Origin of the sequence: Pseudoxanthomonas sp. OG2, from assembly GCF_014192765.1 — a bacterium.
GTDB lineage: Bacteria > Pseudomonadota > Gammaproteobacteria > Xanthomonadales > Xanthomonadaceae > Pseudoxanthomonas_A > Pseudoxanthomonas_A beigongshangi.
Window position 1 is genome coordinate 1,130,711 of sequence record NZ_JACHYM010000002.1, and the last position, 21,268, is coordinate 1,151,978.

The 21,268-nt window shown below is 68.4% G+C and carries 21 protein-coding genes; 12 read left to right on the plus strand and 9 right to left on the minus strand.

Annotation, left to right across the window (positions count from 1 at the left end):
- Positions 1–64 precede the first annotated feature (64 nt).
- The 4 genes from FHW78_RS18305 to FHW78_RS18320 all read right to left on the minus strand — a co-directional run bounded on the left by FHW78_RS18305 (position 65) and on the right by FHW78_RS18320 (position 3,408).
- A complete protein-coding gene (locus tag FHW78_RS18305) occupies positions 65–268 on the minus strand; it encodes a hemin uptake protein HemP (RefSeq protein ID WP_183644039.1) in 204 nt (67 codons plus the stop codon).
- Between the two features lie 112 nt (positions 269–380).
- Positions 381–1,151, minus strand: coding sequence for an ABC transporter permease (locus FHW78_RS18310; RefSeq protein WP_183644042.1), 771 nt, complete (start codon positions 1,149–1,151; stop codon positions 381–383).
- Positions 1,148–2,065, minus strand: a complete 918-nt coding sequence (locus tag FHW78_RS18315) for an ATP-binding cassette domain-containing protein (protein ID WP_183644054.1) — start codon at positions 2,063–2,065, stop codon at positions 1,148–1,150. The genes FHW78_RS18310 and FHW78_RS18315 overlap by 4 nt, the downstream gene beginning before the upstream one ends.
- Before the next feature lie 371 nt (positions 2,066–2,436).
- The gene (locus FHW78_RS18320; RefSeq protein ID WP_183644058.1) at positions 2,437–3,408 is read right to left on the minus strand and encodes an aldo/keto reductase; all 972 of its coding nucleotides are present in this window, start codon (positions 3,406–3,408) and stop codon (positions 2,437–2,439) included.
- 267 nt (positions 3,409–3,675) lie between these two features.
- On the opposite strand from FHW78_RS18320, the gene FHW78_RS18325 reads away from it, so the two are divergent.
- The 3 genes from FHW78_RS18325 to FHW78_RS18335 all read left to right on the plus strand — a co-directional run bounded on the left by FHW78_RS18325 (position 3,676) and on the right by FHW78_RS18335 (position 6,688).
- On the plus strand, positions 3,676–4,251 hold the full coding sequence (locus FHW78_RS18325) for a TMEM165/GDT1 family protein (protein ID WP_183644061.1): 576 nt from the start codon (positions 3,676–3,678) through the stop codon (positions 4,249–4,251).
- 90 nt (positions 4,252–4,341) lie between these two features.
- Complete coding sequence (locus FHW78_RS18330; protein WP_183644064.1) at positions 4,342–5,640, plus strand: nucleoside transporter C-terminal domain-containing protein; 1,299 nt, start codon at positions 4,342–4,344, stop codon at positions 5,638–5,640.
- Between the two features lie 82 nt (positions 5,641–5,722).
- Positions 5,723–6,688 carry a ribokinase gene (locus FHW78_RS18335; RefSeq protein ID WP_183644067.1) on the plus strand — a complete coding sequence of 322 codons (966 nt, stop codon included), beginning with the start codon at positions 5,723–5,725 and terminating at the stop codon, positions 6,686–6,688.
- 30 nt (positions 6,689–6,718) lie between these two features.
- Here the strand turns inward: FHW78_RS18335 and FHW78_RS18340 are convergent, their stop codons facing one another.
- On the minus strand, positions 6,719–7,381 hold the full coding sequence (locus FHW78_RS18340) for a hypothetical protein (protein WP_183644070.1): 663 nt from the start codon (positions 7,379–7,381) through the stop codon (positions 6,719–6,721).
- The gene (locus FHW78_RS18345; RefSeq protein WP_183644073.1) at positions 7,378–8,196 is read right to left on the minus strand and encodes a hypothetical protein; all 819 of its coding nucleotides are present in this window, start codon (positions 8,194–8,196) and stop codon (positions 7,378–7,380) included. The genes FHW78_RS18340 and FHW78_RS18345 overlap by 4 nt, the downstream gene beginning before the upstream one ends.
- Before the next feature lie 200 nt (positions 8,197–8,396).
- Between FHW78_RS18345 and FHW78_RS18350 the strand changes: the two genes are divergently transcribed.
- The 6 genes from FHW78_RS18350 to FHW78_RS18375 all read left to right on the plus strand — a co-directional run bounded on the left by FHW78_RS18350 (position 8,397) and on the right by FHW78_RS18375 (position 14,614).
- Entirely contained in the window at positions 8,397–10,562 is a 2,166-nt protein-coding gene (locus tag FHW78_RS18350) for a TonB-dependent receptor (RefSeq protein WP_183644076.1), read from the plus strand.
- A 38-nt stretch (positions 10,563–10,600) separates the two neighbouring features.
- Positions 10,601–11,716 carry a PepSY-associated TM helix domain-containing protein gene (locus FHW78_RS18355; RefSeq protein ID WP_183644079.1) on the plus strand — a complete coding sequence of 372 codons (1,116 nt, stop codon included), beginning with the start codon at positions 10,601–10,603 and terminating at the stop codon, positions 11,714–11,716.
- Between the two features lie 48 nt (positions 11,717–11,764).
- Positions 11,765–12,100, plus strand: a complete 336-nt coding sequence (locus FHW78_RS18360; RefSeq protein WP_183644082.1) for a YegP family protein — start codon at positions 11,765–11,767, stop codon at positions 12,098–12,100.
- 209 nt (positions 12,101–12,309) lie between these two features.
- Positions 12,310–12,738, plus strand: coding sequence for a hypothetical protein (locus tag FHW78_RS18365; RefSeq protein WP_183644085.1), 429 nt, complete (start codon positions 12,310–12,312; stop codon positions 12,736–12,738).
- Between the two features lie 39 nt (positions 12,739–12,777).
- On the plus strand, positions 12,778–13,776 hold the full coding sequence (gene dusB, locus FHW78_RS18370; RefSeq protein ID WP_183644088.1) for a tRNA dihydrouridine synthase DusB: 999 nt from the start codon (positions 12,778–12,780) through the stop codon (positions 13,774–13,776).
- Positions 13,777–13,789: 13 nt separating this feature from the next.
- The gene (locus FHW78_RS18375) at positions 13,790–14,614 is read left to right on the plus strand and encodes a class I SAM-dependent methyltransferase (RefSeq protein ID WP_141453905.1); all 825 of its coding nucleotides are present in this window, start codon (positions 13,790–13,792) and stop codon (positions 14,612–14,614) included.
- Positions 14,615–14,640: 26 nt separating this feature from the next.
- On the opposite strand, the gene FHW78_RS18380 is transcribed toward FHW78_RS18375, so the two are convergent.
- From FHW78_RS18380 to FHW78_RS18390, 3 genes are all read right to left on the minus strand, one after another.
- Complete coding sequence (locus FHW78_RS18380; RefSeq protein ID WP_183644092.1) at positions 14,641–15,732, minus strand: metal-dependent hydrolase; 1,092 nt, start codon at positions 15,730–15,732, stop codon at positions 14,641–14,643.
- A 201-nt stretch (positions 15,733–15,933) separates the two neighbouring features.
- A complete protein-coding gene (locus FHW78_RS18385) occupies positions 15,934–16,758 on the minus strand; it encodes a UDP-2,3-diacylglucosamine diphosphatase (RefSeq protein ID WP_183644096.1) in 825 nt (274 codons plus the stop codon).
- Positions 16,755–18,470: a GNAT family N-acyltransferase gene (locus FHW78_RS18390; protein ID WP_183644099.1), complete on the minus strand. Its 1,716-nt coding sequence runs from the start codon at positions 18,468–18,470 to the stop codon at positions 16,755–16,757. The genes FHW78_RS18385 and FHW78_RS18390 overlap by 4 nt, the downstream gene beginning before the upstream one ends.
- Before the next feature lie 215 nt (positions 18,471–18,685).
- On the opposite strand from FHW78_RS18390, the gene metK reads away from it, so the two are divergent.
- The 3 genes from metK (at position 18,686) to FHW78_RS18405 (ending at position 21,250) form a co-directional block, all read left to right on the plus strand.
- Positions 18,686–19,897 (plus strand): methionine adenosyltransferase, encoded by a 1,212-nt coding sequence (gene metK / locus FHW78_RS18395; protein WP_183644102.1) that lies wholly within the window; start codon positions 18,686–18,688, stop codon positions 19,895–19,897.
- A gap of 131 nt (positions 19,898–20,028) precedes the next feature.
- On the plus strand, positions 20,029–20,655 hold the full coding sequence (locus FHW78_RS18400; RefSeq protein ID WP_183644105.1) for a CDP-alcohol phosphatidyltransferase family protein: 627 nt from the start codon (positions 20,029–20,031) through the stop codon (positions 20,653–20,655).
- 1 nt (position 20,656) lies between these two features.
- A complete protein-coding gene (locus FHW78_RS18405) occupies positions 20,657–21,250 on the plus strand; it encodes a lysophospholipid acyltransferase family protein (RefSeq protein ID WP_183644108.1) in 594 nt (197 codons plus the stop codon).
- The last annotated feature ends 18 nt before the right edge of the window (positions 21,251–21,268 follow it).

A 21,268-nucleotide genomic window follows, 5' to 3' on the forward strand; every position in this document is an offset into this window, starting at 1 on the left:
ACCACCGCGGCGGCGCGCCCCGCCGGGGAGAGAGAGCGTTGGGGCGCGGCCGCGGCGGCGGTGTTTACTTGGTGAGGATCAGCTTGTCGTTGCTGGTGTGGCGCAGGCGATAGATCTTGTCGCCGTGGCGGATCAGCACTTCGCGCTGGCCCTTGAGCAGCACGTGGCTGTCCAGTACGTCCTCGGCGAGGGCGGCCGGCCGGGCAGGCAGACGGTCGCGCAGCGACAGGGGTTCGACGTTCGGCAATGAGGTGACGTTCGAGATCATGGTGGTGGGCTCCGGGTCGGGCCACTCAAATGATAATGATTCTCATTGGCTAGTCAAATCTTTTTTTCAATTCCCGGCTGGCGTTTCCGCCCTTGCCGTCAATGGCCGGAATTCAGGGGTATTCGCGACGCACGAAGTCCCACAGACCCAGCGCCACGGCGGCTACGCCGCCCAGCAGGCCGGTCACGGCGACCTGTCCCATCAGTTCGCCCTGCCCCGCGAACACCTGCATCGGCAAGGTCCACGGATACCACGGTCCGAAGCGGGCCGACTGGCCGATCAGGAATCCGGCCACGGTGGCGGTCATGCCGGTCGCGACCGCCACGGTGAAGCTGGTCCAGCGCAGGGCGATCCACAGGTGCAGGCCGATGATGCAGGCGGACGCGGCCAGGATGACCGCCGCGCGCAGACCGAGGAAGGCCCAGGGCACCGGGCCGCCGATGCCGAGCGGATTGTGCAGTTGCACCAGCAGCCATCCCCCCAGCGGAATCAGCGCGGCCAGCACCAGCGTCGCCAGCGCCACCATTCCGATCAGGATGATCAGCTTGCCCAGGTAGTGGGCGCTGCGCGGAACCGGCAACGCGAACAGGTGCTTCCACTGGCGTTCGCCGTGTTCGAGGCCGGCGAGCAACGCCGATTGCAGGGTCACGTACAGCGGCAACATCAGGAACGCCCACAGCAGCATCACGCCCTGGATGAAGCGCTCCCACGCCAGCAGCGGCGTCGCCAGCGGTTGCCCGCCCTTGCTTAGCAGCAATTGCAGCACCGACAGCGCCACCACCAGCCCCGGCGCGATGAAGCAAAGGCGCAGTGCCAACGTGCCCTTCAGTTTCAACGATTCGGCGGACAGCGCGCGCAGGCTTGCGGGAATGATCGCGCTCATGCCGCCTGCTCCTGCGCGGGATCGCCGGTGAGGGTGAAGAACAGTGATTCCAGCGACACCGCCTCGCGCGCCAGATGGGAAACACCGATTCGGCGGCCGACCAACAGGCGATTGATGTCCTGTTCGCTGCGCAGATGCAGGTGGACCTTCAGTCCTTCCGCATCGAGATCGCTGATCCGCTCGCCTGCCTGGCGCAGGGTCTCGGCGGCCTGCGCGGGATCGTCGCAGCGGATCTGCAGGCGTGGGCGCGCGCGTGACCGCAGTTCCTCCAGCCGTCCTTCGAAACGGAGCTGCCCCGCCTGCAGCACGCCGACATGGCTGGCAATCAACTCGATCTCGCCAAGCAGGTGGCTGGAGACGAACACGGTAATGCCCTGCTGCGCAAGCTCCCGCAGCAACCGGCGCATGTCGAGGATGCCGGCGGGATCCAGGCCGTTGCTGGGCTCGTCGAGGATCAGCAGGCCGGGCGAAGGCAGCAGGCTGAGGGCCAGCGCCAGGCGCTGGCGCATGCCCAGCGAATACTCGCGCACGCGCCGATCGCCGGCGTCGCGCAATCCGGTCAGATCCAGTACTTCGTCGATGCGCTTGCGCGGCAGATCGAGCAGGCGGCGGGTGACCTCCAGGTTCTGCCGACCGCTGAGGTGGGGATACAACGAAGGGGATTCCACCAACGCACCCACCCGCGACAGTACCCGCCGGTCATCGCGCACGAGCGGCTGGCCGAACAGTTCCACCCGTCCGCGATCCGGATGCAGCAGGCCCAGCAACAAGCGCACCGTGGTCGTCTTGCCGGCGCCGTTCGGCCCCAGGAAGCCGTACACGGTGCCCGCCGGCACATGCAGGTTGAGCGACTGCACGCCGAAGCCGCCGGGAAAGCGGCGCTGCAGATCGAAGGTCCGGATTGCGTAGGTCATGGCCGCTCCTGCGGATAGGGCCGCAGTATCGGCATCGTCACCTCGCGGACTCCCCTGCCGGGAGTCACGCCGTGTCGTTGGTCATGTGTTGTGGTGGTTTTGGGTGAATGGCTTTCGGTGGCTGATCGGAGCGTCGAGATCATCGGCTTCGGCTTGCCCCCACCCCAGCCCTCCCCCCGGGAACGGAGGAGGGGGTACATGGTGCCGTGTGAACGTTGGAGTCACGCGGCGGGATTGGTCATGTGTTGTGGTGGTTTTGGGTGGGGGCGTTTGATGGCTGATTGGAGCGTCGGGATCAGTGGCTCCGGCTTGCCCCCACCCCGACCCTCCCCCGTGAACGGGGGAGGGGGGTGATGTCACTTCATTTGTTGTCAGCTGGCGGCGGCGCCCAGTCGTTCCCAGACGGTTTCGTCGTAACGCTGCGCCAGATCGATGGCGGTCAGATTCTGTTGCAGTTGCCCGACCCTGCTGGCGCCGGTGATGACGGTGGACACATGCGGATTGCGCAGGCACCACGCGATCGCCAATGGCGCCGGGGCTTCGCCGAGTTCGGCCGCCAGCGCGGTGAAGCGGCGCGCGCGCTCCAGCTTGCGGTCACCGGCGGTGCCGATCACCATCCGCTGCAACTCCTCGTTGCCGGCGTGGCCCAGGCGGGTATCGTCCGGAATGCCGTCGTTGTATTTGCCGGTCAGCAGGCCGGAGCCCAACGGCGACCAGGTGGTGGTGCCGAGGCCGAGTTCGGCATACAGCGGCGCGTATTCGAGTTCGACCCGCTGGCGGCGCAGCAGGTTGTACTGCGGCTGCTCCATGGTCGGGCCGTGCAGGTGATGCTGGCGCGCGACGCGGGCGGCCTCGCGGATCTGCGTCGCCGGCCACTCCGAGGTGCCCCAATACAGCACCTTGCCCTGCCGGACCAGCGCGTCCATCGCCCAGACCGTTTCCTCGATCGGCGTTTCCGGATCGGGACGATGGCAGAAGAACAGATCCAGATAATCGACCTGCAGACGCGCCAACGCCGCGTGGCAGGCGTCGGTGACGTGCTTGCGCGAGAGCCCGCGCTGGGTCGGGCGGGGCGTTTCGGCCGAACCGAAGAAGACCTTGCTGGAGACGCAATAGCCGTCGCGTGGCAGGCCGAGGTCGCGCAACGCCTGGCCCATCACCGTTTCCGACGCGCCCTGGGCATAGCTTTCGGCGTTGTCGAAGAAATTGACGCCATGGTCCCACGCGCAGGCCAGCAGATCGCGCGCGGCTTCGCGCCCGACGCGATCGCCGAACGTCACCCAGCTGCCGAAGGAGAGTGCCGACAACTGCAATCCGGAGCTTCCCAGGCGGCGGTACTGCATGGACGGCAACCTCGCACGGACGGGTAAATGAGAACAGTTTACGCCCGCGCCCGCGGGCCTCCGCTAGAATGCGCGCACTTACCTCCGGGGAGTAGCCCGTCCGCCACGCGCGGATACCCTGCATCAACACACTTGGCGGCACGCCATGGTGCGGGGGACGAAGCAAAGGCTTCGTCGGGCAAGACCGAAGGCAAGCGCGACGCGACCCGGGCCGGGCTGCGTGCGTTTGCCTTCGCGTCCATGCGAAGCCCGGCCCCGGAGTTCCTGATGTTGCTGTCGTTCCAGGCCCTGCTGGTCTCCACCGGCACGGTCGCGCTCGCCGAGATCGGCGACAAGACCCAACTGCTCGCCCTGTTGCTGGCCGCGCGCTACCGCAAGCCCTGGCCGATCGCCTGGGGCATTCTCGCCGCAACCCTGGTCAACCACGCCATCTCCGCCTGGCTGGGAGCCGAACTGACCCGCTGGCTGTCGCCGGACGTGCTGCGCTGGGGCGTGGCCGCGAGCTTCCTGGCGGTCGCGCTGTGGACGCTCAAGCCGGACAAGCTGGACGAGGACGAAGAGAAACTGCCGGCCTACGGCGCCTTCGTGGCGACCACGGTCGCGTTCTTCCTGGCCGAAATCGGCGACAAGACCCAGGTGGCGACGGTGCTGCTGGGCACCCGCTACGACCCGCTGTGGCAGGTCATCGCCGGCACCACCCTGGGCATGCTGGTGGCCAACCTGCCGGTGGTGTGGCTGGGCCACCGGTTCGCCGACCGGCTGCCGCTGAAGCTGGCGCGCACGGTCGCGGCGCTGGTGTTCCTGGGCCTGGCCGCGTGGGTGGCCTGCTTCGGGGTCGGCTGAGCCCCGCTGGAGCGCGATTCAGGCAGGCCGGCTCGCCCGGCCTGCTAGACTGCCCGCCTTTGAACGACGCGTAGTGGTCTGGGGGATTGCATGGTGGAAGCTCTGGGGCGGATCGGCTTCGGCCTGTTCGGCCTGGTGGTACTGATCGGTATCGCCTGGCTGTTCTCGAACAATCGCCGCGCCGTCGACTGGCGGCTGGTGGTCACCGGCATCCTGCTCCAGATTGGCTTCGCCGCCATCGTCCTGCTGGTGCCCGGCGGCCGCGACGTGTTCGATTGGCTGGGCCAGGGCTTCGTGAAGGTGCTGAGCTTCGTCAACGAGGGCTCCAACTTCATCTTCGGCGGCCTGATGGACACCTCCAAGGTGGGCTTCATCTTCGCCTTCCAGGTCCTGCCCACCATCATCTTCTTCTCCGCGCTGATGGGCGTGCTGTATCACTTGGGCGTGATGCAGGCGGTGGTGCGGGCAATGGCCTGGGCCATCACCAAGGTGATGAACGTGTCCGGCGCCGAAACCACCAGCGTGTGCGCCAGCGTGTTCATCGGCCAGACCGAGGCGCCGCTGACCGTGCGCCCGTACATCCCGCGGATGACCGAGTCCGAACTGATCACCATGATGATCGGCGGCATGGCCCACATCGCCGGCGGCGTGCTGGCGGCTTACGTGGGCATGCTCGGCGGCAGCGATCCGGTGCAGCAGGCGTTCTACGCCAAGCACCTGCTGGCGGCCTCGATCATGGCCGCGCCCGCCACCCTGGTCGTGGCCAAGCTGCTGATTCCGGAAACCGGCACGCCGCTGACCCGCGGCACGGTGAAGATGGAAGTGGAGAAGACCACCAGCAACGTCATCGATGCGGCCGCGGCCGGTGCCGGCGACGGCCTGCGCCTGGCGCTGAACATCGGCGCGATGCTGCTGGCCTTCATCGCCCTGATCGCGCTGCTCAACGCCCCGCTGACCTGGCTGGGCGAAATCAGCGGCCTGCAGGCGATGCTGGGCAAGCCGACCAGCCTGTCCACCCTGCTGGGTTACCTGCTGGCGCCGATCGCCTGGGTGATCGGTACGCCGTGGGCGGACGCGACCACCGTGGGTTCGCTGATTGGCCAGAAGGTCGTGATCAACGAATTCGTCGCCTACACCGAACTGGCCAAGGTCGTGAACGGCCAGGTGCCGGGCATGATGCTGAGCGACGAAGGCCGCCTGATCGCGACCTATGCGCTGTGCGGCTTCGCCAACTTCAGCTCGATCGCGATCCAGATCGGCGGCATCGGCGGCCTCGCGCCGGAGCGCCGCGCCGACCTGGCGCGCTTCGGCCTGCGCGCGGTGCTGGGCGGTTCCATCGCCACCTTCATGACCGCGACGATTGCCGGCGTGCTGACCCACTTCGGCTGATCGCCGCCTTCCGCTACCACGCCGCCGGAGACGATGTGCTCCAGCGGGCAACCGCCCCGCCCGGAACAAGCTGACCACCTCCATGCCCAGCGTCACCCTCGTCGGTTCCTTCAATGTCGATCACGTCTGGCGCTGCGATCAGCTGCCGGCGCCCGGCGCCACCATCGCCGGCCGCTACGACACCGGTCCCGGCGGCAAGGGCTTCAACCAGGCCATCGCCTCGGTGCGCGCGGGCGCGGACACGCGTTTCGTCTGTGCGCTGGGCGATGACGCCGGCGGGCAACTGGCGCGCGGCCTGGCCGCGGACAACGGCGTGACGCTGATCGCGCAGGCATCGGCCGAACCGACCGGCACCGCCGGCATCTACGTCGATGCGATGGGGCGCAACACCATCGTGATTGGCGCCGGCGCCAACGCGGATCTGTCGGTCGATTTCGTCGAGACGCAACGCGACGCGATCACCGGCGGCGGCGCGCTGCTGGTGCAACTGGAATCACCGCTGGACAGCGTGCTGGCCGCCCTGCGCGCTGCGCGCGGACACGGGGTGCCCACGCTGCTCAACCCCGCCCCGGCCAACTCCGCGACCACCGTCGAGCTGCTGTCGCTGGCCGACGTGCTGACACCCAACGAAACCGAGTTCGCCGCCCTGCTCGCCCGCCATGTCGGCGAACGGGTGGCACCGGAGGATGTGGCCGCGCTGGATGGCCAGCGCCTGCACGCGCTGTGCCGTGAAGTGCTGCCGCGCGGGACGGTGGTCATCACCCTCGGCGCCACCGGCGTGTTCGTCTCGCACGCCGAGGAACAGCAACGCGGCGATGCCAGGATGTTCTATCGGCACGCGGCCGAGTCGGTGACCGCGATCGACACCACCGGCGCGGGCGATGCCTTCAACGGTGCGCTGGCCGCGTCGCTGGTGCATGCGCCGGACGCCGCGTTCGCCGAGCACGTGCGCTTCGCCAACCGTTATGCCGCGTTGTCGACCGAACGCGCGGGCGCGGCGTTGGCGATGCCCACGCGGGCGGACGTGCAGGCGCGCTTCGGCGACTGATTCGTACGGCGGCGGCGGCGGCCACGGCTGTCACGCCTGTCCATTCCGGGTTTCGGCCAGCCAGCGCCAGAAGCGATCATCGGATTGGCGATCATGCAGGCTGGCGATCCGCCTGACGATGATCGATGCGGTCGCCGGGACGTCCAGATCCAGATCGCGTTCGACGTAGGCGCGGAACCGCAGCGGCGCCAGATAGTCTTCCGCCAGGCCATAGCCCATGGCATAGGCCTCGGCCGGCGCCATCGCGAAATAGTCCGGCGCCGACAGTTCCGGATAGCCCAGGGCCAGCAGGCGCAGCAGGTGCACCGGATCGTCGGCCAGTTCGCACAGCAGCGCCGGCCCTTCGGGCGCGCCGACATGGACCAGCCGCTGGTGGCCATGGTCGTCCAGCCACAGGCCGGCGCGGGAACCATCCAAGCCGGTATCGACGAACAGCACCAGGCGGTCGTTGACCCGCGGATGCTCGCTGCGCGTCCAGGCCCGGGTGTCGTCCCTCGCGGGTATCCTCAGCGTCACCCGCGAGGATCCCGGTTCCTGGCCGGGATACAGGCGCGCGACCTGCCCGCTTCTTCCGCCGCCGACAAAGCCATTCACGTCCAGCCAGTCCAGCGCCTGCCAAAGCAGGGGCGGTAGCGGATTGGCGACCGGAAAGGCCGCGGCGACACGCTCGGCGAAACCGCTCCCGCGCTTCATGCGGGACTCCCGAAGGCGGGCGCGGGATCGTTGAGGTGTCCGCCCGGGGTCTCGCCCAGTTGCTCGACCAAACCAGCCAACTGACCGACGAAGCCACCCTCCTCCTGCTCCAGGGCCAACCGGCGGGCCGCGGGAAGCATGGTCAGCGCGACCGCCCTGACCCGGCCGCGCGGCGAGGGGAACGCGGCGGGCACGGTCGCCGCGCGCACGCCAACCAGGACGGTCACCAACCCGCTGGCGGAACGCCAGGCATCGGGCAGGCCCGCCACCCTCATCTGCAGGCTGAAGGCGCCCTGCTCGCGCAGCAGCGACAGGAAACGACCGTGGGCCACCGCGTTCTGGCTGACCTGGTGGACCAGATCGAACAACCAGGAGGTCCCCGGATCGGCCAGCGCGCCACGCGCTTCGGCGTAGACCTCGATCCCCAGACCGGGCGTCGTCGTGCCCGCGCCGGCGGCGTCCAACGGATTGCCCGGGTCGAAGGGGTCGAAAGGATCGGAAAGCCCATCGCTGAAGATCAGCGTGGTATCGGGACGCTGGATCACCCGCCAGGCCTGGCGCAGCGCCGGCCAGATCGGACCGCGGGTGAAGACAGGGTGCCGGGGCGGCGGCAGTGGATACGGCCTGACGTTGCCCAGGCCGGTGAAGAAGGCCTGGCGCGCCCCCGCCATCGCGGTCAGCGCGGTTTCGTTGAGCCTGGGCTCCTGCGCGGTGGCGAATGGCGAGGCAGGGTTCTGGGGCGCCCTCGGGGCGTCCGGCGGAAGCGATCCGGCCCCATCGGACACCGTGTTCGGTTCTATGTTCCAGCTGTTCATGGGATGGCGAGGACTCCGGGCGATGCGCCGGGGATTCCCCTCCCGGCGCGCCTCCGGAAAAGACCATGCCGGCCGCCCTGGGGACCATCGGAAAGCTCCTAAAAAGCCAGGACGCCGCGCCATTCCGGAAGCCGGCCCGCGCTCGTACCGATAACGTTTCTCATTTACAATGCCGCCGATTTCACTCCACCCCCCATCCCATGCATTCCCATCGTCCCCATTTGCTGGCGGCCGCCCTGCTGGCCGCCCTCCCCACCCTTGCGCACGCCCAGACCGGCGCCACCGACGCGCCGGTCGAACTGGACCGCGTCAGCGTCTCGGCCAGCACCAGCCGCATCCCCGACTCCGCCGCCGCGCTGCCCAACACCATCACCGTGATCGACAAGGTCCAGCTCGACCAGCAACTGGCGCTGACCCAGGACCTGTCGCAGGTGCTGGCCAACCTGATCCCCTCGTTCACGCCCTCGCGGCAGAAGCTGACCAACGCCGGCGAGAACCTGCGCGGCCGCAAGCCGCTGTACCTGGTGGACGGCGTGCCGCAGTCCACCCCGCTGCGCGAAGGCGGCCGTGACGGCCACACCATCGATCCGGCGATGATCGAACGCATCGAAGTCATCCATGGCGCCAACGCGATGCAGGGCCTGGGCGCTTCCGGCGGCATCATCAACATCATCACCAAGCGCGCGCCGCGCAAGGACGGCGATCGCTTCCACGATGTTTCCGTGGGCACCAGCACCGCGCTGCCGCACGAGAGCGACAGCACCGGCTACCGCGCCTCCTACGTGTTCGGCATGCGCGAGGGCGCGTTCGATTTCGTCGGCGGCGCCTCCTACGCCAGCGAAGGGCTGTACTACGACGGCGACGGCCGCGCGATCGCGGTCAACGACGTGCAGGGCGATCTGATGGACGCGCGCAGCCACAACCTGTTCGCCAAGGCCGGCTGGAACATCGACGAGAACCGTCGCCTGCAGCTCAGCGCCAACCGCTACGAGCTGGTGGGCAACAACGACTATGTGACGGTGAACGGCAACCCGGCCACCGGCCAGTTGGCGACCTCGGTGCGTGGCAGCAAGCCCGGCGAGGGCACCCGCAACCTGTCCACCTCGCTGAGCGTGGACTACACCGACAAGGACCTGGCCGGCGGCTACCTGCAGGCGCAGCTTTACTGGGTGGACTTCAAGGGCCGCTACGGCAGCACCGACTGGGAAGACTTCTGGGGCGACGGCCGCGACCCGCACTGGTTCGATCAGTCGCAGAACCTGTCCGAGAAACTGGGCGGCAAGTTCAGCTGGTCGCGCGGCAACCTGTTCGACCAGAACCTGCGCGTGACCCTGGGCCTGGACATCGCCCGCGACAAGACCCAACAGGAACTGGTGCGCGCGCGCATGGCCTGGGTGCCGGAGACCATCTACGAATCGTGGTCGCCGTTCGTGCAGGCCGAATGGTGGATGACCGAATCGCTGATGTTCACCGCCGGCCTGCGCCACGAGCGCGGCAAGCTGAAGGTGGACGACTACCTGACCGTTCCGGATCAGCGCACCAATCCGCCGGGCGTCCGCGGCACCCGCTACTTCGTCGAGGGCGGCGAACCGGAAACCCGCGAGACCATGCCCAACGCCGGCATCGTCTGGGAAGTCACCGACACGCTGAAGCTTTACGCCTCGTACTCCGAGGGCTACACCGTCGCCGACATCGGCCGCGTCCTGCGCGGCATCACCGCGCCCGACCAGCGTGTCGCCAACCTCGTCGATCTGCAGCCGGTCATCGCCGACAACCAGGAAATCGGCCTGGATTACGACAACGGCCGCTGGCTGGTGCACCTGGCGGCGTACTGGTCCGATTCGGACCTCGGCGCGCGCCTGAACTACGACACCGCCACCCGCACCTACAAGGTCGCGCGCGAGCGCACCGAGATCAAGGGCATCGACGGCAGCGTCGCCTACCAGGCCGAGAACGGCATGCGCGCCGGCGTTGCGTACGCACGCAGCGAAGGCCGCTACGACAGCGATCGCGACAACCGGGTGGACAGCGACCTGCCGGGCGTGAATGTCAGCCCCGACCGCTGGACCGCCTTCTGGGAAGTGCCGGTGACGCCGTCGGCGGATCTGCGCCTGCAGGCCAGCCGCTCGCAGGATCGCAGCTTCGATTTCCGCGGTGTCACCAATCCCAACACCCGCTTCAACGGCTACACCACCGTGGATCTGCTCAGTCGCTTCCGTCTGCCGGTCGGCACGCTCAGCGTCGGCATCGAGAACCTGTTCAACGAGCAGTACGTGACCTACTACTCGCAGAGCACGCCGCGCGAGGACACTTATGTCGCCGGGCGTGGACGGGTGCTGTCGCTGAGCTGGTCGCACCGGTTCTGAACGGCCACTCCTGAACGGCTGCCGCCACAACGCCCCGCATGTCGCACCGCCAGGCCACATCCGCTTCCACGCCGCCACGCCATCGCGTGCGCGGCGCGCTGAAGTGGTTGCACCTGTGGCTGGGGCTGATTGTCGGCACGGTGTTCGCGCTGGTCGCGCTCAGCGGCACCGTGCTGACCTTCCAGCGGGAAATCCTGCTCGCCCAGCATCCGGAATGGACCCGGCGGCCGTTGCCGGGCACGGATGCACAGGCAAAGGCGTTCGCACGCCTGCTGGCCGAATGGCAGCCGCGCGGCCTGCGCTCGGTGGACATTCCCACCGCGCGCCTGCCGGTCTGGCAGGCGTATTTCCCGGACGGCGAACGCCGCTATTTTGATCCTGCCAGCGGCGAACTGCTGCTGATCCGCAACGCCGACAACGATCCGGTGTTGTGGCTGCGCGAACTGCATACCCACCTGCTGTATGGCGAAACCGGCGAGGATCTGCTCGGCATCTGCGGGCTGATCGCGATCTTCCTGCTGTTGTCCGGCCTGTACCTGTGGTGGCCGCGCAAGGGCGCGCTGGCCGCCAGCCTGCGCTGGCACGCCGGCCCGCCGACCCGGCGCTGGCTGAGCTGGCACCGCAGCACCGGCGCGGTGCTGTTGCCGCTGCTGCTGCTGGCGACGGTGACCGGCGTGGCGATCGTCTATCACGACGCGGTCCGGCCGGCGCTGCGCTGGAGTTTCGACGACGGTCCCGAGGTGGTGCCGCCGCTGCCGATGGCGCCGCGCGAAGCCGACGTCGACTGGGCCGCGATCCTGCGCGCCGCGCAGGCGGCAGTGAAAGGCGGGGAACTGCGGCGCATTTCCCCGCCGGACGACCAGGACGCCCTGGTCACCATCCGCTACCGGGCCATCGGCGAATGGCATCCGAACGGGCGCAGCCAGGTCTGGCTGGACCCCTACGCCGCCCGCGTCGTCCAGGTCCACACCGCCACCCGCCAGGGCGCGGGCGCACGCATCGACGAGGCCATGTATCCGCTGCATGGCGGCTTCATCGGCGGCTGGCCGTGGCAATGGGCGGTGGCGGCGTCCGGCCTGCTGCCGCCATTCTTCCTGGTCACCGGCTTCCTGTTCTGGCGCGCGCGCCGTCGTCGTACCGTCACGGATCCTTAAGACGCCACGGCTAAGCTCGCCAGGCCACCCGTTTCCAAGGAGGACTTCATGGCAGGCAAGTTCGTGATCGGCAAGCGCAGCAACGGCGATTTCCAGTTCAACCTGAAGGCCGGCAACGGCCAGGTCATCCTGAGCAGCCAGGGCTACGCCGACAAGGCCGGCTGCAAGAACGGCATCGACTCCGTGAAGAAGAACAGCACCGACGACGCCCGCTACGAGCACAAGGTGTCCAGCAACAACAAGTTCTTCTTCAATCTGCTGGCCGGCAACAGCCAGGTCATTGGCACCAGCGAGATGTACGAATCCGAATCCAGCCGCGACAACGGCATCGCATCGGTGAAGAGCAACGCCCCGGATGCCGAGGTGGTCGACGAGACCGCCTGATGTCCTTCCGCGCGGCCCGGTCGACCACCGGCCGCGCCTCCCTGTTCCTTCGTTTCCATCGGCAGCCAATCGCCGCGCTTCCGCGGCGCGCGCCCGATCCGGCACGCTGACCGTCCGCGCCGCGCTCGCGGCGTATGCTGCGACCTTCCGTCGCATTGCCCCTCCTCCCGCGCCTCGTCCAGGATCGGGTCCCGACTCCGGAGATTCGCATGGAAGGCAATACGGCGCTGTTGTTGGCCGCGACGGGCACGGCGCTCGCGGCGCTGCTGCATATCGGCTGCATCGCGTTCGGTCCCGCCTGGTACGACGCCCTGGGGGCCGGCGAACGGATGGTCCGCTGGTCGCGCGAGCGCCGATGGCGGCCGACGGTCATCACCGGCGCGATCACGATCGTACTGGGGATCTGGACGCTGTACGCGCTGGCCGGCGCGGGAATGCTTCCCACCCTGCCGGCCACCCGCTTCATCCTGCCCGCGATCACCGCCGTCCTGCTGTTGCGCGGAATCGCCGGCGTGGCCATCGCCGCGCTTCGGCCCGGCTACAACGGTGTCCGCTTCTGGATCGTCAGTTCGGTCGCCTGCCTGGGACTCGGCGGGTTCTATCTTGCCGGCACCCTGCAGGTCTGGCCCAGCCTGTAGGCACACGTTCTCGCGCGTCCGCCGCACTACAATGCGCGCATGCAGATCGGTCCGCACCGCATCGATACCCCGGTGATCCTGGCTCCCATGGCCGGGGTCACCGACAAGCCGTTCCGCCAGCTGTGCAAGCGGCTGGGCGCCGGACTGGCCGTGTCGGAAATGACCATCAGCGACTCGCGCTTCTGGAAGACCGACAAATCGCGCCGGCGCATGGACCACGACGGCGAGCCGGCGCCGATCAGCGTCCAGATCGCCGGCACCGAGCCGCGCCAGCTGGCCGAGGCCGCGCGCTACAACGTCGATCACGGCGCCCAGATCATCGATATCAACATGGGTTGCCCGGCCAAGAAGGTCTGCAACGCCTGGGCCGGCTCGGCGCTGATGCGCGACGAATCGCTGGTGGCGCGGATCCTGGAGGCCGTGGTCGGCGCGGTCGACGTCCCGGTGACCCTGAAAATCCGCACCGGATGGGATTGCGACCACCGCAACGGGCCGGTGATCGCGCGCATCGCCGAGGCCAGTGGCATCGCCGCGCTGGCGGTGCACGGACGCACCCGCGACCAGCACTACACCGGCCAGGCCGAGTACGACACCATCGCCGCGATCAAGGCCGAACTGCGCATCCCCGTGTTCGCCAATGGCGACGTCGATTCGCCGCACAAGGCCGTGGCCGTGCTGAAGGCCACCGGCGCCGACGCGGTGATGATTGGCCGCGCCGCGCAGGGCCGGCCATGGATCTTCCGCGAGGTGGCGCATTTCCTGGCCACCGGCGATCTCCTGCCCGCACCCGCGCTGTCGGAAGTCCGTGATGTCCTGCTCGGCCACCTGCATGCGCTGCATGGGTTCTACGGCGAGGCGCAGGGCGTGCGCATCGCCCGCAAGCACCTGGGCTGGTATGCGAAGGATCGTCCCGAGAACGCCGCCTTCCGCGCGGTGGTCAACCGCGCCGAAACCGCCGAAGCGCAGATCGCGCTGACCACCGATTACTTCGACGCCCTGATCGCGGGCGTCGTCCCGGAGCTGCCCGCCGCCGCCTGACCGGAGCCGTGCCATGAGCGAATCCCCGTCTCCCGCGTATCTGCACGGTTTCTCGCCGGTGGAGCAGGCCCGCCTGATGAAGCAGGCACGGCTGGCCGAATCCACCATCTTCAGCCGCATCGACTACACCGGCGTGCGGCGGGTGCTGGAAGTCGGCAGCGGAGTCGGCGCGCAGACCGAAATCCTGCTGCGGCGGTTCCCCGACATCCACGTGACCTGCGTGGACCTGAATTCGCTGCAGTTGGAAGCCGCGCGCCGCAATCTGGCCCAGATGCCCTGGTGCCGCGAACGCTACGAGCTGCACCAGGCCGATGCCACCAACCTGCCGTTCGAACCGCGCACCTTCGATGCCGCGTTCCTGTGCTGGGTACTGGAACACGTGCCCTCGCCGCAGCGGGTGCTCAACGAGGTGCGCCGCGTGCTCGCGCCCGGCTCGCCGGTCTACGTCACCGAGGTGATGAACTCCTCGTTCCTGCTGCATCCCTACTCGCCCAACGTTTGGCGCTACTGGATGGCGTTCAACGATTTCCAGTACGACAACGGCGGGGATCCGTTCGTCGGCGCCAAGCTCGGCAACCTGCTGCTGGCCGGCGGTTTCCGCGACGTGCAGACCGAGATCAAGACCTTCCATTTCGACAATCGCGAACCGGCGCGGCGCAAGACCATGATCGCGTTCTGGGAGGAATTGCTGCTGTCGGCGTCCGAGCAGTTGCTGGAGGCCGGCCGGGTCACCCCGGACGTCGTCGAAGGCATGCGCCGCGAGATGAACGATGTGCAGAACGATCCGAACGCGGTGTTCTTCTACGCGTTCGTGCAGGCCAGCGCCACGGTCTACTGACTATCCGTACCGCCGGACCGCTTCACTCACGGCGCCCCCGGGATCGCGGTCTCCGTCGGCGGTTCCTCCACGATGACGCTGCGCAGGGTGCGCGCATCGGCATGCCAGATGCGATGCCACATCGCCGCCAGCAGCGTCCGCAGCCCGCTCCAGCCGGATATCGGCGCCTGCCAGGGCTGTTGCACCGGCGGCATCGGCTGCCAGCGGCCCCCCTGCCGTCGCGCGACCTCGAAACTGAAGTTGTAGTCCGGCTCCAGTCCCATCCGCAGGTCCGACAGCACCAGCACGCCGTCGTCCCGTACCCGCGCGCGCATGAAGCCGCGGTTGAACCATTGCAGGCGTTGCACGGCGGGAATCCCGCGGGCTTCGGCCAGCGCCTGCACATTGGACGGATATCCGCGGAATGCCATCGCGCCGCGATCCGAAGCAATCGAATACTCCGCCTCCACATAGCCGGAAGGCGTCATCGCCACCACTCGCCACAGCAGCGTGTTGAACGGCATCGGCACGCTGAAGTACGGCGCATCGTCCAGCCCCATCGCCGCCAGCGAGCGTTCGGCGACCCGATCGACCTGGGCCTTGGCCAGCAGCGACCAGCCCAGGTAGGCGCTGCTCAGCACCAGTCCGGCCAGCAACGCACGCCGCGCGGCGGTCCGGTCGCGCCACCACCACGCCAGCACGCAGGCGATCAGCAGCCAGATCGTGTACAGCGGATCGATGATGAAGACGCTCGACCACATCGTTGGATGTGGTTGCAGTGGCCACCACAACTGGGTGCCGTAGACGGTGAATGCGTCCAGCAGCGGATGGGTGATCAGCGCCAGCTGGATCGCCCAGAACCAGCGCGCCGGCGCCTGCGCGACGCGGCCATTGCGTTGCTTGCACAGCCACCAGATCAACCCGCCCACCCACGGCAGCACGAACAGCGAATGGCTGAAGCTGCGGTGCATCGTCATCAATGCCACCGGATCGTCGGTGAGCAGCAGGATGGGCAGGCTGTCGAGGTCGGGCAGCGTGCCGAGCGCCGCACCGGCCAGCAGGGCGGCGCGGCGGTGGGCGGCGGGCGCGATGGCCGCCGCGATGGCGCCGCCAAGGACGATCTGGGAGAGGGAATCCATGGCGGGATGCTAGCAGTTGGCTGGCTGGGGGGCGGGTGAGGCGAACAGCAAATCCCCCTCAATCCCCCTTTTTCAAAAGGGGGAGGTAACTCCTCAATCAGTACAGGCGGCGGCCCCTTCAATGCCCCCTTTGAAAAAGGGGGCGGGCGGCCGCGCAGCGGGCGACGGGGGATTTGCTTTTCGCGCCAAATTCCCCGGCTATCAGGCCGCCTTCGCTTCCGGCCGCTCCAGCGCCACCAGCCGCAGGCGCGGCGGGACTTCGCTCAATACCTGACCGGTGTGCGACAGCAGGCGCAGGGTGCCGTCGGCTTCCTCGCTGAGCGCGGTGAGGCTTTCCACCCAGTCGCCGTCGTTGGCGTACAGCAGGCCGTCGCGCTGGAACAAGGCGGCGCGGTGGATATGGCCGCACAGGATGCCGTCGAGTCCGCGCCGGCGCGCGTCGTCCAGGCCCGCCTGCACGAAGCGGCCGATGTAGCGCTCGGCCGCATCGCTCTGCCGCTTGAGGTATTCGGCCAGTGACCAGTAACGCAGGCCCAGCCGGCGGCGGATGCGGTTGGTCAGGCGGTTGCCGGTGAGGATGCGGTAGTACAGCCAGTCGCCGAACTTCTCCTGCAGCCCGCCAAAATGGGTGATGCCGTCGTAATCGTCGCCGTGGGTGACCAGCAGACGGCGGCCATCGGCGGTCACGTGGATGGCGCGCCGGCGCACCTGCATGGCCGGCAGCATCAGGCCGCAGAAGCGGCGGATGGGGCGGTCGTGGTTGCCCGGCACGTAGATCAGTTCGGTGCCGTTGCGCACCAGCGCGTGCAACTGCTCGATCACCCGGTTGTGGGCGGCGTCCCAGTTGGCGCGACGTTGCGCCATCCACCACAGGTCGACGATGTCGCCGACCAGATAGAGCCGGCGGCAGCGCAGGGTCGCCAGGAAATCGGCGAATTCGGCGGCGTGGCAGTGCTTGGAACCCAGATGGACATCGGAAACGAAGACCGCCCGCCGGATGCCCGCGTCGACGGCCAGCGGGCTCATGCCGGCACCGCCTCGGCGGACGGCTGCAGGTAGCGCGCCCGCTTCTTTGGCCGGATGCGATGCAGATCCACTTCAATCAACCCATCGATGGAATCGCAGAAAGCCGGATCCACGCCAAAGGCGAGGAAGCGCGCACCGCCGGGTTCGCACAGGTCCGTGTATTGCTTGTACAGCATCGGCACGCTGGCACCGAGGGCGTCGAGGTTGGCCTTGAGTACGCGGAACGCGGTATCGGCGTCCATCTCGCCGTAGCTGGGCGGCGCGGCGGAATAGCGGAACGGATGCCGAGACACCGCGTCGCGGCTGTCCACGCCGTAGTAGCGGGCGTAGTAGGAGACGACCTGTTCGCGCGCGTCGCGCGGCAGCGCCGCGCTCATCGACACCGCGCCGAACAGGTAGCGCACCCGCGGGTGCCGGCACAGGTAGGCGCCGATGCCCTGCCACAGGTAATCGATGCTGCGGCTGCCCCAGTACTCCGGGACGACGAAGCTGCGCCCCAGTTCCATGCCCTCGGCGATACGCGGCAGCGCATCGTCGGCATAGCGGAACAACGAGGCGGTATACAGGCCCTTCAGGCCGTGCTCGGCCAGCACGGGCGCGCCGCGCGCGATGCGGTAGGCGCCGGCGATCTTCCGCGCCTGTTCGTCCCACAGCACGATGTGCTCGTACCAGGCGTCGTAGGGATCCACGTCCAGGCGCTTGCCGGTGCCCTCGCCCACTTCGCGGAAGGTCAGCTCGCGCAGGCGGCCGATTTCACGCAGCACCGGCGAGTCCGGGGCCAGCCGGCCCACGCAGATGCGCTTGCCGTCGGTGGTGCGGCCCAGTCTTTCCAGCGCGTCGACCGCGACGGCCAGGCGTGCCGGCTCCACCGGCGGCACCAGCGGTTCCGGACTGACCGGTTCGTTGCGCTGCGCCTCGCGGCGACCCAGCGCGTACAGCGCGCGGCGTACCCGTTGCAGGGCGGTCTGGCTGTCCTCGTCGGCGGCGATGGTCATCGGCGTGCCGATTCGCAGGGCGATGCGGCGCTGGCTGCGCTTGAACATCTCGCGCGCCAGCAGGGCGGTGCCGGCTGGCTTGAACAGCGCCGAGGCGCCGTAGAAGAACGCGGAATTGCGCGCCTGCACCCGGATCGGCAGGACCGGCGTGCCGGTGCTGCGGGCGAAGCGCAGGAAGCCGCGCCGCCAGCGGGTGTCGGTGATGCCGCGCGGTCCCAGCCGCGAGACCTCGCCGGCCGGGAACACGATGACGCACTGTTCCGCCTCCAGCGCCTGCTCGACCGCGCGGATGCTCTCCGGGCGGGGATTGCCGCCCAGGATGCGCACCGGCAGCAGCAGGCCGGACAGGTTGTCGATGCTGGTCAGCATGTCGTTGGCGACGATCCTCACGTCGCGGCGGATGCCGCCGACGAAGTCCAGCAGGGCCATCGCGTCCAGCGCGCCGGAGGGATGGTTGGCGACGATCAGCAGGCGCCCGGTCGCCGGCACCCGCGCGCGCTCGGCCGCATCGACCGAGTAGCGCAGGTTGAGGAAGTCGATGGCCGCCTGCAGGAAGGCGAAGTCGCGCAGATGGGCGTGCTCGGCCAGGAAGGCGTAGGCCTGGTCCAGCCGCGACCAGCGGCCCAGGGTACGCAGCAGCGGCCGGGTCAGGCCGGCGCGACGGCCACGGAACCAGTGGGGGTAGCGTTCGGCAATCTGCTGTTCCAGCGGGCGCATGGTCGCTCGGATCCGGCCGGGGTCGGCGGGTTTCGCCGCGCAGCCTGCGCCCGCCGCGCGACAGCCCGATGGCAGCGGCGTGGCGGTTGCATGACAGCCCGGGACGGCCCCGGCTTAACGCAAGGAACATCCTGAACGGCGCAGAATGCACGCACCGCCCGGCGCGTGTATCATTCGCGCCCATCTTTTCATCCGAATACAGGGATATAAGCCCGATGTCCAACTACCTGTTCACGTCCGAATCGGTCTCCGAAGGCCATCCGGACAAGATCGCCGACCAGATTTCCGACGCCGTGCTGGACGCCATCCTGGCCCAGGACAAGCGCGCTCGCGTGGCTTGCGAAACGCTGGTCAAGACCGGCGTGGCCATCGTGGCCGGCGAGATCACCACCTCGGCGTGGATCGATCTGGAAGCGCTGACCCGCAAGGTGATCCTGGACATCGGCTATGACAGCAGCGACGTCGGCTTCGACGGCGCCACCTGCGGCGTGCTCAACCTGATCGGCAAGCAGTCCCCGGACATCAACCAGGGCGTCGACCGCAAGAAACCGGAAGAACAGGGCGCGGGCGACCAGGGCCTGATGTTCGGCTACGCCACCAACGAGACCGACAGCTACATGCCGGCGGCGATCCATCTGTCGCACCGCCTGGTCGAGCAGCAGGCCAAGGTCCGCAAGAAGAAGAACTCGCCGCTGCCGTGGCTGCGCCCGGACGCCAAGAGCCAGGTCACCCTGCGCTACGAAAACGGCAAGGCCGTGGCGATCGACGCGGTGGTGCTGTCCACCCAGCATGATCCGGACGTCAAGCAGAAGGATCTGGTCGAGGCCGTGCGCGAGCACATCCTCAAGCCGGTGCTGCCGGCCAAGTGGCTGCACAAGGGCACCAAGTTCCACATCAACCCGACCGGCAAGTTCGTCATTGGCGGCCCGGTGGGCGACTGCGGCCTGACCGGCCGCAAGATCATCGTCGACACCTACGGCGGCTGGGCCCGCCACGGTGGCGGCGCGTTCTCGGGCAAGGATCCGTCCAAGGTGGATCGCTCCGCCGCCTACGCCGCGCGCTACGTCGCCAAGAACGTGGTCGCCGCCGGCCTGGCCGATCGCTGCGAGGTGCAGGTCTCCTACGCCATCGGCGTGGCCGAGCCGACCTCGATCTCGGTGACCACCTTCGGCACCGGCAAGATCAGCGACGACAAGATCGAGAAGCTGATCCGCAAGCACTTCGATCTGCGTCCGTACGGCATCATCCAGATGCTGGACCTGATCCACCCGATGTACCAGGCCACCGCGTCCTACGGCCACTTCGGCCGCAAGCCGCACGAGATCAGCTACCTCGACGGCGCCGGCAAGAAGCAGACCGGCACCGCGTTCTCGTGGGAAAAGACCGATCGCGCCGAAGCCCTGCGCAAGGACGCCGGCCTGAAGTAAGCCGGCACGCGCGAACGCCTCCGGAAAGACCCCGCTTCGGCGGGGTTTTTCTTTTCCGGTCCCGCGCCTCGCGTGAGTGGAAGGATGACGCTGACCGGTCCGTGCCCCGCATTTCGTCTATTCTCCCTGCCATGGGGAAATCATCCGAACGACGACCGATCGCCGCGCGCGGCAGCGGCTGGGCGCGTGCATCGAGCGCGGCGCTGGCGCGCTCACGGGTCACGCCCAACCAGATCTCGGTGCTCAGCATCTTTTTCGCGGCGGTCGGCGCGGCGATGCTGGCATGGGTGCCCTCCACGGCCGGCCTGCTGCTGTGCGCGGCCTGCGTGCAGTTGCGCCTGCTGTGCAACCTGCTGGACGGCATGGTCGCGATGGAAGGCGGCAAGCAGACGCCGACCGGCGCGCTGTACAACGAGTTTCCCGATCGCATCGCCGATTCGCTGCTGATCGTCGGCTTGGGTTACGCCGCCGGCCTGCCCTGGCTGGGCTGGCTGGGCGCGCTGCTGGCCGCCCTTACCGCCTACGTGCGCGTGTCCGGCGGCAGCCTGGGCCTGGCCCAGGATTTCCGCGGACCGATGGCCAAGCAGCACCGCATGGCGGTGCTCACCGTGGCCTGCCTGCTCGCCATCGCCGAACGTCATTCGACCGGCACGGCGTGGGTGCTGCCCGCGGCCGCGTGGATCATCGCCATCGGTTCGCTGCTGACCTGCGTCACCCGTACCCGCGCGATGGCCGTGCAGCTGCGCGGGAACGCCTGAGATGGCGTCCCGCCTGCTGGCTGGCCTGGCCCATCTGTTCTTCGGCGCGTACCCGCGCTGGCAGGGCTCGCGGCCGGAGCCGCGCCAGCGGATCTATTTCGCCAACCACGCCAGCCATATCGACACGGTGGCGCTGTGGGCCGCGTTGCCGCCGCCACTGCGTGCGCATACGCGACCGGTGGCCGCGCGTGACTACTGGGGCCACGGACCAAGGCGCTGGCTGGCCCGGCACGGCTTCAACGCGGTGCTGATCGATCGCCAGCGCAGCACGCCCGATCAGGATCTGCTGGAGCCATTGTACGAGGCGCTGGATGCTGGCGATTCGCTGATCCTGTTCCCGGAAGGCACCCGCAACCACGACATTCACCCGCAGGCGTTCAAGTCCGGACTGTTCCACCTGGCCCGCCGCTATCCGCAGGTGGAATTCATCGCGGTCTACCTGGACAACGCGCGCCGCTGCCTGCCCAAGGGCAGCCTGGTGCCGGTGCCGCTGGTGTGCACGGTGCGCTTCGGCGCGCCGGTCGCGCTGCGGCCGGACGAGGAGAAAGACGCTTTCCTCGAACGTGCCCGCGCGGCGGTGGTGGCGCTGGCATGAACCTGATTCCCTCCGACC